Annotated in this window: 18 protein-coding genes; 9 read left to right on the top strand and 9 right to left on the bottom strand. The window is 32.6% G+C overall.

Annotation, left to right across the window (positions count from 1 at the left end; translation table 11 throughout):
- Nucleotides 1–111: 111 nt before the first annotated feature.
- Entirely contained in the window at nt 112–465 is a 354-nt protein-coding gene (locus ACFX4W_RS04660; RefSeq protein WP_098476552.1) for a CPCC family cysteine-rich protein, read from the bottom strand.
- A 206-nt stretch (nt 466–671) separates the two neighbouring features.
- On the opposite strand from ACFX4W_RS04660, the gene ACFX4W_RS04655 reads away from it, so the two are divergent.
- The 3 genes from ACFX4W_RS04655 (at nt 672) to ACFX4W_RS04645 (ending at nt 2,629) form a co-directional block, all read left to right on the top strand.
- Nucleotides 672–1,487: a TrmB family transcriptional regulator gene (locus ACFX4W_RS04655; RefSeq protein WP_377559264.1), complete on the top strand. Its 816-nt coding sequence runs from the start codon at nt 672–674 to the stop codon at nt 1,485–1,487.
- A gap of 90 nt (nt 1,488–1,577) precedes the next feature.
- A complete protein-coding gene (locus ACFX4W_RS04650) occupies nt 1,578–2,312 on the top strand; it encodes an AzlC family ABC transporter permease (protein WP_377559263.1) in 735 nt (244 codons plus the stop codon).
- On the top strand, nt 2,303–2,629 hold the full coding sequence (locus ACFX4W_RS04645) for an AzlD domain-containing protein (protein WP_377559262.1): 327 nt from the start codon (nt 2,303–2,305) through the stop codon (nt 2,627–2,629). Before ACFX4W_RS04650 ends, ACFX4W_RS04645 begins: the two co-directional genes overlap by 10 nt.
- 290 nt (nt 2,630–2,919) lie before the next feature.
- Here the strand turns inward: ACFX4W_RS04645 and ACFX4W_RS04640 are convergent, their stop codons facing one another.
- On the bottom strand, nt 2,920–3,372 hold the full coding sequence (locus tag ACFX4W_RS04640) for a VOC family protein (protein WP_377559260.1): 453 nt from the start codon (nt 3,370–3,372) through the stop codon (nt 2,920–2,922).
- Between the two features lie 699 nt (nt 3,373–4,071).
- Between ACFX4W_RS04640 and ACFX4W_RS04635 the strand changes: the two genes are divergently transcribed.
- Complete coding sequence (locus tag ACFX4W_RS04635) at nt 4,072–4,263, top strand: hypothetical protein (RefSeq protein ID WP_057240453.1); 192 nt, start codon at nt 4,072–4,074, stop codon at nt 4,261–4,263.
- A gap of 997 nt (nt 4,264–5,260) precedes the next feature.
- Here ACFX4W_RS04635 and ACFX4W_RS04630 read toward each other — a convergent pair.
- Nucleotides 5,261–5,449 carry a hypothetical protein gene (locus ACFX4W_RS04630; protein ID WP_377559259.1) on the bottom strand — a complete coding sequence of 63 codons (189 nt, stop codon included), beginning with the start codon at nt 5,447–5,449 and terminating at the stop codon, nt 5,261–5,263.
- Nucleotides 5,450–5,607: 158 nt separating this feature from the next.
- On the bottom strand, nt 5,608–5,778 hold the full coding sequence (locus ACFX4W_RS04625) for a Spo0E family sporulation regulatory protein-aspartic acid phosphatase (RefSeq protein ID WP_377559266.1): 171 nt from the start codon (nt 5,776–5,778) through the stop codon (nt 5,608–5,610).
- Between the two features lie 261 nt (nt 5,779–6,039).
- Here ACFX4W_RS04625 and ACFX4W_RS04620 point away from each other — a divergent pair, with 261 nt between their 5' ends.
- Nucleotides 6,040–6,684: a hypothetical protein gene (locus ACFX4W_RS04620; RefSeq protein WP_377559257.1), complete on the top strand. Its 645-nt coding sequence runs from the start codon at nt 6,040–6,042 to the stop codon at nt 6,682–6,684.
- A 458-nt stretch (nt 6,685–7,142) separates the two neighbouring features.
- Here ACFX4W_RS04620 and ACFX4W_RS04615 read toward each other — a convergent pair whose 3' ends face one another.
- Entirely contained in the window at nt 7,143–8,462 is a 1,320-nt protein-coding gene (locus ACFX4W_RS04615; RefSeq protein WP_377559256.1) for a hemolysin family protein, read from the bottom strand.
- A gap of 78 nt (nt 8,463–8,540) precedes the next feature.
- Complete coding sequence (locus ACFX4W_RS04610) at nt 8,541–8,771, bottom strand: hypothetical protein (protein ID WP_098113898.1); 231 nt, start codon at nt 8,769–8,771, stop codon at nt 8,541–8,543.
- Between the two features lie 177 nt (nt 8,772–8,948).
- On the opposite strand from ACFX4W_RS04610, the gene ACFX4W_RS04605 reads away from it, so the two are divergent.
- Complete coding sequence (locus tag ACFX4W_RS04605) at nt 8,949–9,140, top strand: hypothetical protein (protein ID WP_057240453.1); 192 nt, start codon at nt 8,949–8,951, stop codon at nt 9,138–9,140.
- 107 nt (nt 9,141–9,247) lie between these two features.
- Here ACFX4W_RS04605 and ACFX4W_RS04600 read toward each other — a convergent pair whose 3' ends face one another.
- Nucleotides 9,248–9,649 (bottom strand): hypothetical protein, encoded by a 402-nt coding sequence (locus tag ACFX4W_RS04600; RefSeq protein ID WP_168760822.1) that lies wholly within the window; start codon nt 9,647–9,649, stop codon nt 9,248–9,250.
- Nucleotides 9,649–9,855, bottom strand: coding sequence for a helix-turn-helix transcriptional regulator (locus tag ACFX4W_RS04595; RefSeq protein ID WP_377559255.1), 207 nt, complete (start codon nt 9,853–9,855; stop codon nt 9,649–9,651). Before ACFX4W_RS04595 ends, ACFX4W_RS04600 begins: the two co-directional genes overlap by 1 nt.
- Before the next feature lie 329 nt (nt 9,856–10,184).
- On the opposite strand from ACFX4W_RS04595, the gene ACFX4W_RS04590 reads away from it, so the two are divergent.
- Nucleotides 10,185–10,412 carry a helix-turn-helix transcriptional regulator gene (locus tag ACFX4W_RS04590; protein WP_137739057.1) on the top strand — a complete coding sequence of 76 codons (228 nt, stop codon included), beginning with the start codon at nt 10,185–10,187 and terminating at the stop codon, nt 10,410–10,412.
- Nucleotide 10,413: 1 nt separating this feature from the next.
- Nucleotides 10,414–10,764, top strand: a complete 351-nt coding sequence (locus ACFX4W_RS04585) for a DUF2178 domain-containing protein (protein WP_098113902.1) — start codon at nt 10,414–10,416, stop codon at nt 10,762–10,764.
- A 164-nt stretch (nt 10,765–10,928) separates the two neighbouring features.
- Here the strand turns inward: ACFX4W_RS04585 and ACFX4W_RS04580 are convergent, their stop codons facing one another.
- Complete coding sequence (locus ACFX4W_RS04580; RefSeq protein ID WP_377559254.1) at nt 10,929–11,189, bottom strand: hypothetical protein; 261 nt, start codon at nt 11,187–11,189, stop codon at nt 10,929–10,931.
- Between the two features lie 218 nt (nt 11,190–11,407).
- On the opposite strand from ACFX4W_RS04580, the gene ACFX4W_RS04575 reads away from it, so the two are divergent.
- The gene (locus ACFX4W_RS04575; RefSeq protein WP_377559265.1) at nt 11,408–11,935 is read left to right on the top strand and encodes an RNA polymerase sigma factor; all 528 of its coding nucleotides are present in this window, start codon (nt 11,408–11,410) and stop codon (nt 11,933–11,935) included.
- Nucleotides 11,936–12,011 lie beyond the last annotated feature (76 nt).

Genomic DNA, 12,011 nt, shown 5'->3' with positions numbered 1-12,011 from the left:
TCATCTTCGCGTCTAGATGAGTAGCGTTAGCTACACTGTAAGAAAGCGACTTCTTGTCGCACCATAATTACCATTACCGGTAGAAGTAACTACAAAGCGTTAGATTTCTTGCTATATTTTTTCATTTAGTAGGGCATTCTCATAGTGATTTATCTCTTTCCACACTTCTTCCTTATCGGTTAATGAATTAAAGTTTAATTTTTCAAATGCATTTATTAATTTCATTTTTATATTTTCTTTTTCCACTGAGGTTTTATATTCTGAGATGTCATACATAGAATTATGCTTTTTAAAGTTTATTCTTGCTTGGGTTAAAGAATACTCTCCATTGGGGCCTCCCCAAATTTCATCAGCATGAGGGTCATCTTGTCCATCATCTTCCCAATTACATAGGATACAGATCTCGTAATCATCGGCATTCTCTAAAGTCAAATATTCACAACATGGACATGGAACACGGTGCATTAAACTTATCTCTCCCTTTTAAAATACATACTTATGGTAATAATAATAGATTAATATTAACTCTGTATACTCTATACACACGTAGTTACCATAATGTACCTTATAGGAAACCATATGTTATAAGATTTTAAAAAAAATTCTTGTATAACGAAAAGAATATTTGTTATAGTAGGTATTGTTATAACTACTAATGAAAGAGTGAGTGAATGGATAATATTGTTAATGAATTACAAAGATTTGGATTTTCAAAATATGAATGCCAAGTGTATGTAGGACTTTTGAAGAATTCACCAGTTACTGGATATGAAGTAAGTAAACGTACAGGAGTTCCTCGATCTATGATTTATCAGGTATTAGGTAAACTATTAGATAAAGGAGCTATCTTTACAATACCTTCAGACCCCGTTAAATATACACCTCTCTCTGCTAAAGATTTAATTGATCGCTTACGTAAAGATTATGAGCAGTCTTTTGACTATTTAGAAAAAGAATTAACTTCATTAGACAGTGAACAAGAAGTGGATATTATTTGGCGTGTACACAGTGATGAACTGGTACTAAAAGAAATGATTGATATGGTAGACAGAGCTAAAGAAGAGCTATGGATATCCGTATGGGAACCACAAGTTCCCATTATCAAAGAGGCTGTAGATAAACGAGTAAAAGATGGAGTAAAAGCTTTTTCTGTTCTCTTTGGAGCACCTAAAACAGAGATAGGTTTAACATATCATCATAACTACATGGCACTAGAAGTCGCAAAAGAACGAATGGGAGGCCATTTAACAATTGTAGCTCGTGATAGTGAAGAAGTCTTAATAGCAAATTTTTCTCCAAATACTGCTGCATGGGCAGTTAAAACAAAAGACCCAGCACTTGTTTTAGTTGCTACAGAATACCTTCGACACGATATTATGTACGGAGAAATTACAAAAGCATTTGGTTCAGAAAAAGTAGATAACCTTTGGCAAAATAATATTGATTTAACCCATATTGTAACTGGAAAACGGTTCAAATATAAATGAACCGTATTTTCTTTCATATTTTAGTAGTGGTTATAATAATAACTACTTAAATGATTAAAAATTTTCTTTATAAAAATAGGAGTGTGGAAAATGGCGCAAGAGATACTTGATTTAAAAGAAAATGCTCTCGCTAAAGATGAAGAGAGTTTTTGGAAAGGGGTAAAAGATTGTGTACCTACATTGCTAGGGTATTTAAGCATTGGATTTGCAGCCGGTGTGGTTGAAAAGACTGCAGGCTTAAGTATAGCTGAAATCACTCTTATGTGTTTACTTCTTTATGCTGGTTCAGGCCAATTTATCGCAGCTGGTATGATTGCCATGAGCAATCCAATTTCTGCTATTATTTTTACGATTTTCTTTGTAAATCTTCGTCACTTTTTACTAAGCGCTGCATTAGCACCTTATTTTCGTCACCTTTCTCCGTGGAAAAACATGGTGACAGGTTCTTTGTTAACAGATGAGACATTTGGTGTAGCAATCAACCAACTATCAAATAAAAAGTTTGCCAGTTATAAATGGATGCTTGGTTTAAATATTACGGCCTATCTTAATTGGCTAGTGGCGAATATAATTGGAGGATTTTTCGGGAAATGGATTCCTAATCCTGAAAGGTTTGGATTAGATTTTGCTTTGCCAGCTATGTTTATAGGCCTTCTAGTTATTCAAATTACCAGTCAAAAGAGATTTTTTGTAGATATCATGGTAGCTGTTAGTGCCATTATTATTGTTATAGGTGTTAGCTTTATCTTCTCTGGAAGTGTAGGTATCATTGTAGCTACTATTTTAGGTTCCACGATAGGGGTGATGATAGAAAAATGGAAGTAAGATGGACTATTTTATTAATTATTATAGGGACAGCTATTGTCACATTTATACCAAGAGTTCTTCCTCTAATGGTGCTTAGTCGTATGCAGTTACCAAAAGGGGTAATACAGTGGTTAAAACACGTTCCGGTTGCAGTTATGGCAGCTTTGGTAGCACAAGAACTCTTCCTATCGGATGATAAATTCTCACTAATATCGAACAAATTGGAATTATTAGCTTCCTTACCAACTCTTGCGATTGCTATCTTAACAAGAAGTTTGCTTGGAACTGTATTGGTAGGGCTTATTTCTATGATGGCGTTACGTTATATATTTTAGCTTTCATAAATTAAAAGGGTTTTAAGTAAACTACTTAAGATAAATTAGATCGTTCAAAAAATACATTTATATTACAGAAGGAACTACTGTTGAGGGACAGTAGTTCCTTCTGTTTTTAGACTGTATAACCTATACATATTTAGTTAACATAATACCTCTTTCCGGAAGTGAGCCAGCAAAAGAACCTTTACAGGTGAATTGCGCCCTTTTATTGAATAGGAATTTTCTTCGAATATTTTTACTTCAGTAATGTATATTTCAGTAAAGGCTTTTTATAAAATGTCACTTACTTATTTGTTACCAAGTTGTTCTGCCAAACCGATTAGAAGTCCTTCGATTCCACGAATGTAGCAGAGCCGATACGAGTCCTCGTACTGAACCACTTCGCCAACGAGCTGAGCACCATACTTAGTGAGTCTCGATACCATTTCGTCAATGTCTTCAACGGTAAACATGACGCGTAGATAACCGAGGGCGTTTACAGGAGCAGTCCGGTGATCTGATATAGTAGGTGGGGTGAGAAATCGCGAGAGTTCAAGTCGGCTGTGGCCATCTGGGGTAACCATCATAGCAATCTCTACGCACTGAGAACCCAATCCGGTTACGCGACCAGCCCATTCACCTTCGACAGTGGCTCGCCCTTCGAGGTTCAAGCCAATCTCCTCAAAGAAAAAAATTGCGTCATCAAGGAATTCTACAACGATGCTGACATTGTCCATTCTTAGTAAGTTGTTCTTTGCCATAGTTTTATCTCCTTATGTGTAAAAATTTATTATCTGACCATCTTCATAATTATTCTATTAAAAAGTTTCAAATCCCTTTCAAACAAAAAACACCTTGTCACAATATAGGGAAATGTGAAACTGGGTTTTCGGATATGTCATATAATATCTTGTTAACGAACAACATTTCATAAACCTCTTAAACCTTCTACTATTGGAATATTTGCCAACCTTATTTCGTGAATGCCATCATGTTTAAATAGTTTCAAAAATTCGATACCGTAGTTGCTATTCGATAAAACAACTTCGACTTCCCCACAAAATATTTCTACCTGTCACTAGGCCATATTTGTTGTATATTGTAGAAAAAAAAGAACTAATTTGTCGCCACTAACTGTAAATAGTAAAACATTAATAATAAATAAAATGCTTTACTATTTACTTATCGAATTAAAAAACATCGATAAGGTTATTCCTCCAAAAAAACAATTACAACATTCATTTTTAAAGGCATATGTATATGAATCTACAAATCTGGCCAAACTAATAACGTATTCCCCCTATTCCAATAAATTTGAAAATCCTTTGTCTACATGGGCAAAGGGTTCTTTTTGTATATGTGTATTTGAAATTAATATAGCAGATATTTCAGGTAATATTTTGTTATTTATTGTTAATTTTGGTATATTATTTAATAAACACGTAAATGAGGGATAAAAAATGAGTTTGCTAATAGTAGGTATCATTATTATTTTGTCGGTCGTTGCAGACTATTTTATTTTCGATTACGACGATAAGAGATGGGGCTGGCTAAAAGGGTATTCTAAACCTGTAAGAATAGGGATTATCAGTTGCTACTTAGTCATTTCATTTACTATTTACTTTGCTTTAAGCCTTAAATATATCTCTTAAGGCTTAAAGTCTTTTTTATTTATATTCCGTACGTTTCTAGTTAACATAAAACACGTTTTCGGAACACATTAGGTATCTATGCAAGAGGATATTGCAAATCTGCTATGTAAAGGTTGCATAACTGCTGCAACCTTTGAGCAAACTACTCAAAATGGATAGCGTTCTTCCTTAGCTAATACTCCATTGCACCTAACAAACTACCTCGCCACCTTTCAACCGACTTAGAGGTAGTTTGTTTTTTTATGGACAAGAGTCATAGAACTTTATAAACAAGCATATAATCTAAAAAAGGGCCCCACGTGCTCATGAATTGAACTAGTAGATAACTCATGAATACATTGTATTCGTGGGTTATTTGCTTTTTATATGAATTAAAACATCATAGCCAGAGCAAACTACTCACAATGGATAAATGATCAAAAATAATGGTGCACGATAGAAAAACTCCCTACGGAAATAGGGAGTTTTTCTGTTTTTAAGCTGTATATGGTATACAAAGGTAGTTAACATAATACCTCTTTACGGAACACATCACAAAAAGGAACCCTTATGGGAGTAAGGGTTCGAAAGAGGTCTCATTTATGAGTTATGCAGCTTTTTATACATCGTTGATTTGTTAGGCTTTTTATTAGGAGGACCAACATATTCGATGAATAAAAAGCGCACCTTTTATTCATATGTTAATTTTTAAAAATATAGTATTTTCAGGTAAAATTACCTCTTTTTTTTAGTACACTTTCACAGGATGTTCTGATAATATTCAAAATTGAGATGATGATCTATTAACGGATTAATCTGTTAAACAATCAACAAAAACCCCTACTCTTATTTGCCCATTAGATTAGGGGTTTTTTAATTGATAAACCTGTCCTCATAAACCATGGTTTATAGTCGAATAATTATGATACAATTTACTTCCAATAATCGTTCATGTTTGGATACATATGAATGAACCCTTACGAAGAACCACCTCGTTTGCCAACGACGAGGTGGTTCTTTATTGTTTATATATGTTTCTCTGAGACAGTCCCTTTTCTAATTCAATCGTATATCTCAGTATTGTCTGCTTTTTATAAAGTTCATCAGAGAGTTCATCAAACTTATCTTTTGTAATAACGCCTTTGATCAATTGTGAAAAGAGATCATTAAGGTGTTCAGTCACAGCTTGTAGTTCTTTTTCTTTCAATCCATTTCATCCTTTAAAAATTAAATAGTAAACCCTCTTCTGTTATATATCTAAATTAGGATGCAGGAAAGAGGTAAATTACCCCTTTTTAGCTATTTCCTAATTGTTAATATGTGTTCAATTGTTCTGTTACATAGGTTTCTTAGCAGGACGGTAAGCTACTTCTTCAATTTATGTAATTCGATTAACAGATCATCTACAAACTGACTAACCCTTAAAGTCTTTGGACTAGTCAAACCCTCTTCTAGGCCCACTTTAATTAAAGACTTTCTCGCTTTTTCGAGCTTTATAAATAATGCTCTTTTTAAAATAGCTTTACGAATCTCCATACTCATAATGTATTCTTCTCCAACTCATTAGCTTTTTTGTTGATTCCTCTAATGATTAATGAGGTTAAAGTTTCCCAAAAATTAGACTAATCACTTAGCTAACCTGATTTCTTTTAAATTCATATATATGAATTTAGACTCATGCTTTTTATACAATAATCTTAACATATAATGTATAATTGTCTGTCGGGCACTTACTTGAGAGCTAAATAAATATGCTTTTTTGTTCGTTTCTATAGAACTACATCAGGAGGAAACAAAATGAAGAGAATTTTAAAGTCAAAAAGAGTATGGTTGTTTGCAGGACCTATAATTAGTGCTGTAATCGTTGGAACTGCTACTTATCACATTGGTAAGGCTGTTCAAGATGATGTATACCATATGGAGGTCGATGGAAAAATATATAAATACAATGGAATTGTGGATAAATACAATAAATCCTTAGAAGAATATAACGATTTAGAAGACCAAATTAGCGATAAGAAAAAAGAAGTCAAAGAAGTTAAAGAAGCTATGAAAAATAAAGATAGTTTAACAGCTGAAGTTGATGATCTTCACTCTAAAGTAATTGAGAAGCAAGACCAAATTGAGGGTTTAGATTCGATGATTAGCGACAAACAAGAAGAACTGGATAAACTAACATCTGGTGTTCAAGCCAAGAAAGAAGAGCCTGTCCAATTAATTGCTGGTCAATATGTTATTGGTAATGATGTAAAAGTAGGTCGTTATCAAGCTACTAATGTAGGTCGTGGAACAAACTTCATCGTTTATGACGGTGACGACGGAACTGCTGTAGTTAATACGATTCTAGGAACATCAAATGGTAGTGGTGATTATGTATTCTTTGCAGCAGACGGTGATGTTATTCAAACTGAAGGACAAGTTAAGCTAATTCCAGTTGAATAATTAAAATACATAGAAGATTTTAAGGCCAATATTTTTTATAACCGAGGGTGTAGCATTACTGCTAGCTCCTTTTGTTATTCATTTAAAATTTGCTTGTAATTATTAAGTTACTCCATTAATACATACCTTCTTTTAACACACAGTAATCACCAGTATAATAAGGGCTTTGCATTAATTTAATTGTGAAATAGTAGCTTAAGTTTAATGCAACATTGTGTTTAATTGAATAGTGTAGAAGAATATTATATAGGAAGTTAGTTAACATGTAGGTCATCTAAATATTCTAGACCAAAATGATAATCTATCTAAGTAGATTCTTCATCAACAAAATGAGGCAAAATCTTTTCATCTGCTTTTATGAATGAAGATTGTCCGTAAAAGTATACTTTTATAGTTAACATAAGACGTGTTACCGGAAATAAAAAGACCCTTATGCATTATAAAGGTCTTTTTATTTCCTATTTAGCTAAGCTCAATGAATGCTGTTTATTTGCTATCTCGATGATTTGAATATTTCGCCCATCAAGTTTTCTCACAGTAAACTCAAAATCATTATACACAAGGACTTCATTTAACTTAACGTTTATTTTCTGAGATAAGATCCATCCACCTATCGTATCGACCTCATCAGTTTCAATGTTCGTTCCCATTAGTGTGTTTACGTCTCTTACTAATACTTTTCCATTAAAAACATAGTGACGTTCACCAATTTTTTGCCTGTCGAGCACTTCATCAGAATCAAATTCATCATGAATTTCTCCTACAATTTCTTCTAAAATATCTTCAACGGTTACTAAACCAGCTGTCCCTCCATATTCATCAAGTAAGATTGTTATGTGGATACGTTCCTTTTGCATCTTTCTTAATAGCTTATTGATAGAGTACGATTCAATGACTTGAATCACTGGTTTAACGTAATGGCTAATGAGTTGGTCTCGTAATGTGTTATCAAATGCAACATCGCTTAAGATTTCTTTTATATTTACCATCCCTATGATTTGATCTTTATCTCCATCAGTTGTTACTGGATAACGAGTATACTGCTCCAATGCAGCCATTTCTAAAAATGCACCAATCGTGTCATGTTCAGAGATTGTTATCATCTCAGTTCGTGGAATCATAATTTCTTTCGCCAGACGTTCATCAAATTCGAAAATATTGTTTGCGTACTTTAGCTCACTTTGATTAATAGCACCACTCTTATAGCTCTCAGCCAGCAGGAGACGAAGTTCCTCTTCTGAATGGGCCAATTCGTGCTCTGAAGCAGGTTTTAACCCAAACATTCCAACCAGTATTCGTGCAGAACCATTTAAAATCCAGATAAACGGATACATGATTTTATAAAACCAGATGATGAGCGCTGAAAATAACAATGTGACAGCTTCTGCTTTCTGTATTGAAAATGTCTTAGGTGCTAATTCACCTACCACAACATGAAGATACGTCATCACAATAAAGGCAATACCAAATGATAAAAGGTGGGTAATGGACTCGTTTAAATCGAACTTCATAAAAACAGGAATTAGCAACCTTTCTACCGTAGGTTCACCAAGCACACCTAATCCCATTGCTGTTACTGTAATACCTAGTTGACAAGCAGATAAATATTCGTCTAAGTGCGTAATAACCTTTTTAGCAGAAACAGCACCTTTTTTTCCTTCAGCTACAAGTTGATCAATCTTAGAGCTTCGTACTTTTACAATCGCAAATTCTGTGGCTACAAAGAAACCAGTCAATCCAATTAGTACTGCTACCAATAACAAGTTAATTATGTCCAATTAGTTGTCTTACCTAAGTAAGACTTACACCTCCAATAGATTTAATGACAAATACATTATGTAGAAACATCTAGCTATCTAAACTTCTTTTAAAATGACTCGTTGTAAAGGAACACCGCCCATGCTTATTGTTTTTTCAGATAACATATATTTCTGATGATCAACTAGCAAGGTGTGAGTATCAATAACTTCACAGGTCGTTCCTTTGTTCTGAAAATGTTTTACTACAGCTTTCTTTAAATCAGTTAGGTTGTAGTATCTTTCTTCAAAATCAATGACAATTTTCTTTTTTCCAAATAGCCCAAACATCCAAATCCCCTCCCATATGCTTATACGCTTTATCTGTATAAAAGTTCCATATATTTTCATATATTTCATTTATATATGTTTAATTGAAATTAATATAGCAGATATTCTAGATGTTTTTTGTTATTTATTGTTAATTTTGGTATATTATTTAATGAATAAAAAAATGGAGGATAAAAAATGAGTTTGCTAATAGTAGGGATCATTATTATTTTGTCGGTCGTTGCAGACTATTTTATTTTCGATTACGACGATAAAAGATGGGGATGGCTAAAAGGATATTCTAAGCCTGTAAGAATAGGGATTATCAGTTGTTACTTAGTTATTTCATTTACTATTTACTTTGCTTTAAGCCTTAAATATATCTCTTAAGGTTTAAAGGCTTTTTTTATTTATATTCCATACATTTCTAGTTAGCATAAAACTGTCTATAAGAACTAAAAAGCCTAGAAACATAGTGTTTCTAGGCTTTTTAAACATTATCTATAACGTCTGGCAGAAAAGAATTGAACAATTGGAAAGATAACCAATGCCAGACATAAAGCTGCAAACAAAGAGATATTTCCAAAATCATTTTTTCTGACAAAAACAATACGATCTAAAATCCAAAGAATGAAAAGACCTATAGTTAAGATATGATAGCTTCTTTTAGCACTCATCGTAGCAATTTTCTTACCCATCTCATCTTTTTGAATTTGTCGATCAAATCCCCACGTAGCAAGTTGACATAAAGTAGTGATAACCAAAACTATTGCTATAACTCCCGTTACACCTAATCTAACTCCATCTTTAAAATCTGTTATATAAATCGTATATAATGCAAAAGCGCAGCTTAGTAAAATAATAGCAGCCCATACATAATTGTTTTTTACATTTCTCATTATAAATTCCCCCTGTTTTTGTATAAAAATAATTCGTCTACACTAACATTTAAATTTCCTGCTAACTGAAATGCTAGCTCTAAGCTCGGATCGTACTTGTTATTTTCAATCGCATTAATCGTTTGTCTCGATACACTGCAAGCATTAGCTAGCGCTTCTTGAGATAACTTTTTAGATTTCCTTAGTTCTTTGATTCGATTATCCATACTTATCAACCCACCTCTAAAATGTAAAAAACATTTTACATTCATAGTATATGGTAATATTTTCATTATGTCAAACATCTTTTACAAAATATCTACTTTTTTATGTATATCGCAAACAAATTTAGTTAACATAATATGCTATAGACAGTGAGAAAGAATTTATATTGTTTATTAAAAATGTAAAAAGGGATAGACTCCTCGCTAAGAGTCTAACCCTTTTTATTATCATAAATTGTATAATAATATTTATCTTTTGTATAAGTTTACTTTACCTTTATATAAGTTTGTTGTATTATTTATTTGTAGTCAAAAAAAGGAAGGTGATTACATTGAAAGAAAAAAATGGTGACTACGTTGAAAATAAAGTGTATGAGCACCGAGTTTTAAAAAGAATGTCTCAAAAAGAATTGGCTGACGCTGTAGGGGTGTCCAAACAAACCATATATGTGATGGAGAAAAATAATTATTCTCCTTCTCTCGTTTTAGCTTTTCGAATAGCTAATTTTTTCGATGTAGATGTTAACGATATTTTTAATTATGTGAGAGGAAGTGACTGAAATGGTAACTGACAAAATAGAAAAGGCCATTTTCAATCCTTTGAAAGCCTGGACAGAACAATCGAATAGTAACTGGAATATGCTGATTGGTATTGGACTTTTATCGCTTATAGTCGCAATAATTTTGGTATACGTATTTCAAAAAAAATTGGGTATGAGTGTATCTGACGAAAGAACGAACCAAATAAATTTAAAAAGTGCCCTTATTATGTTGTGTGGAATCATTTTATGCGACCTCATTTTCCCAAAAGATTATATGTGGCAAATTTTCTTCTTATTTAAATATTCCCTCGCATTCCTTGCTGCAGGTATATATCTTGCTATTCGATATAAAAAAGATTTTTTAAACTAAAGAATTAAACAGATTTACGGGCGGAAGTGTTTATAAAAAAAAAGCGATTAAAACTACAAACCTTTATGTGTATCGTATGCAAAACTAGTTACCATAATCACGTTTCTAGACATCAAAAAAGCTTTGATTTTGAATAATCAAAGCTTTTTATTGTTCATTGGTTTTTAGAAATTAATGATAAGCGCTGATGCAACTAAATAAGTTAATGAGAATAAGCTCAATAAGAAAATAAAAGATGCAAAAAGTAAAACCTTTGCCTTTTTATTAATTGTTATCCCATTCTTAAATAAGTTAGAGAATCCTAATAACACCCCCCCTAAAATCGCTATTAATCCGAATAACTCATTAGCTGTACTTCCCATCCATACCCCTGTAACAAGAATCATTGAAGCAAACAATGGGTTAAAAATAACATTCACAGTCACATTAATTAGCTCCCTTCACAAAAAATACTATTAATTACTATTTTATCAGAAAATGGATTAACTAAGCTTTGAATATTATATACGAAGCGAGTTTACTGTTATACAAGGGATCGTTTTTTAAAGAAATTTGTGGTTAATCCATTTTTTTATCAAAACTTTAAGCCAAATGCCAAGTAACTTTGTCTAATAGTTATAAAAGGAAAAAGAAGAGAGGATGAATTTCAATTATTAGGATCGTTAAAAAAGCTCAAAAAGGTAATGATAAAGCCTTTTTGAAGCTTTTTCAGACATATGAACAAGATATTTATCGAATGGCTTATGTATATGTCAAAAATAAAGACGATGCCTTGGACGTGGTTCAAGAAGTAGCATACCGTTCTTTTAAAAACATAGATACTTTAAAAAAGCCAGAATACTTTAAGACATGGCTAATCAAAATTACTATTAGGTGTGCAATCGATCATCTAAGAAAGAATAGCAAGGTCGTTCAATTACATCCAGAATACGAAGAGATCATTGGTTCAGACATTGAAGATATCCCCCTTACAATATCCCTTCATCAATTAGTGGAAGAACTAAATGAAGATGAGAAAAGTGTTATTATTTTACGATTTTATGAAGGCTATTCTTTTAAGGAAATAGCTGAGACATTAACCATTCCCTTAGGCACGGCTAAATCTATTTTATATCGTGCTTTAGCTAAACTTCGTAAACAAGTGAAAGGCGTGGGTATTTATGAAGAATAAACTAAAAGAAGAACTTGAACAAATTGAAATTCCAAAAGAATTACATATGAGAGCCAAACTCGGTGTAGAAAAGGCT

This window comes from Priestia sp. YIM B13489 (assembly GCF_042787645.1).
GTDB lineage: Bacteria > Bacillota > Bacilli > Bacillales > Bacillaceae_H > Priestia > Priestia megaterium.
The sequence above is the reverse complement of the archived record's forward strand: the minus strand, read 5'-3'. Positions and strand labels throughout refer to the sequence as shown.

What these genes read in the sequence shown, in the direction of transcription:
- ACFX4W_RS04620 (WP_377559257.1), top strand. Translation starts at nt 6,040, where the DNA reads ATGAAGAGAATTTTAAAGTCAAAAAGAGTATGGTTGTTTGCAGGACCT.
- ACFX4W_RS04650 (WP_377559263.1), top strand. Translation starts at nt 1,578, where the DNA reads ATGGCGCAAGAGATACTTGATTTAAAAGAAAATGCTCTCGCTAAAGAT.
- ACFX4W_RS04660 (WP_098476552.1), bottom strand. Translation starts at nt 465, where the DNA reads ATGCACCGTGTTCCATGTCCATGTTGTGAATATTTGACTTTAGAGAAT.
- ACFX4W_RS04600 (WP_168760822.1), bottom strand. Translation starts at nt 9,649, where the DNA reads ATGAGAAATGTAAAAAACAATTATGTATGGGCTGCTATTATTTTACTA.
- ACFX4W_RS04635 (WP_057240453.1), top strand. Translation starts at nt 4,072, where the DNA reads ATGAGTTTGCTAATAGTAGGTATCATTATTATTTTGTCGGTCGTTGCA.
- ACFX4W_RS04640 (WP_377559260.1), bottom strand. Translation starts at nt 3,372, where the DNA reads ATGGCAAAGAACAACTTACTAAGAATGGACAATGTCAGCATCGTTGTA.
- ACFX4W_RS04645 (WP_377559262.1), top strand. Translation starts at nt 2,303, where the DNA reads ATGGAAGTAAGATGGACTATTTTATTAATTATTATAGGGACAGCTATT.
- ACFX4W_RS04585 (WP_098113902.1), top strand. Translation starts at nt 10,414, where the DNA reads ATGGTAACTGACAAAATAGAAAAGGCCATTTTCAATCCTTTGAAAGCC.
- ACFX4W_RS04610 (WP_098113898.1), bottom strand. Translation starts at nt 8,771, where the DNA reads ATGTTTGGGCTATTTGGAAAAAAGAAAATTGTCATTGATTTTGAAGAA.
- ACFX4W_RS04605 (WP_057240453.1), top strand. Translation starts at nt 8,949, where the DNA reads ATGAGTTTGCTAATAGTAGGGATCATTATTATTTTGTCGGTCGTTGCA.
- ACFX4W_RS04655 (WP_377559264.1), top strand. Translation starts at nt 672, where the DNA reads ATGGATAATATTGTTAATGAATTACAAAGATTTGGATTTTCAAAATAT.
- ACFX4W_RS04625 (WP_377559266.1), bottom strand. Translation starts at nt 5,778, where the DNA reads ATGGAGATTCGTAAAGCTATTTTAAAAAGAGCATTATTTATAAAGCTC.
- ACFX4W_RS04595 (WP_377559255.1), bottom strand. Translation starts at nt 9,855, where the DNA reads ATGGATAATCGAATCAAAGAACTAAGGAAATCTAAAAAGTTATCTCAA.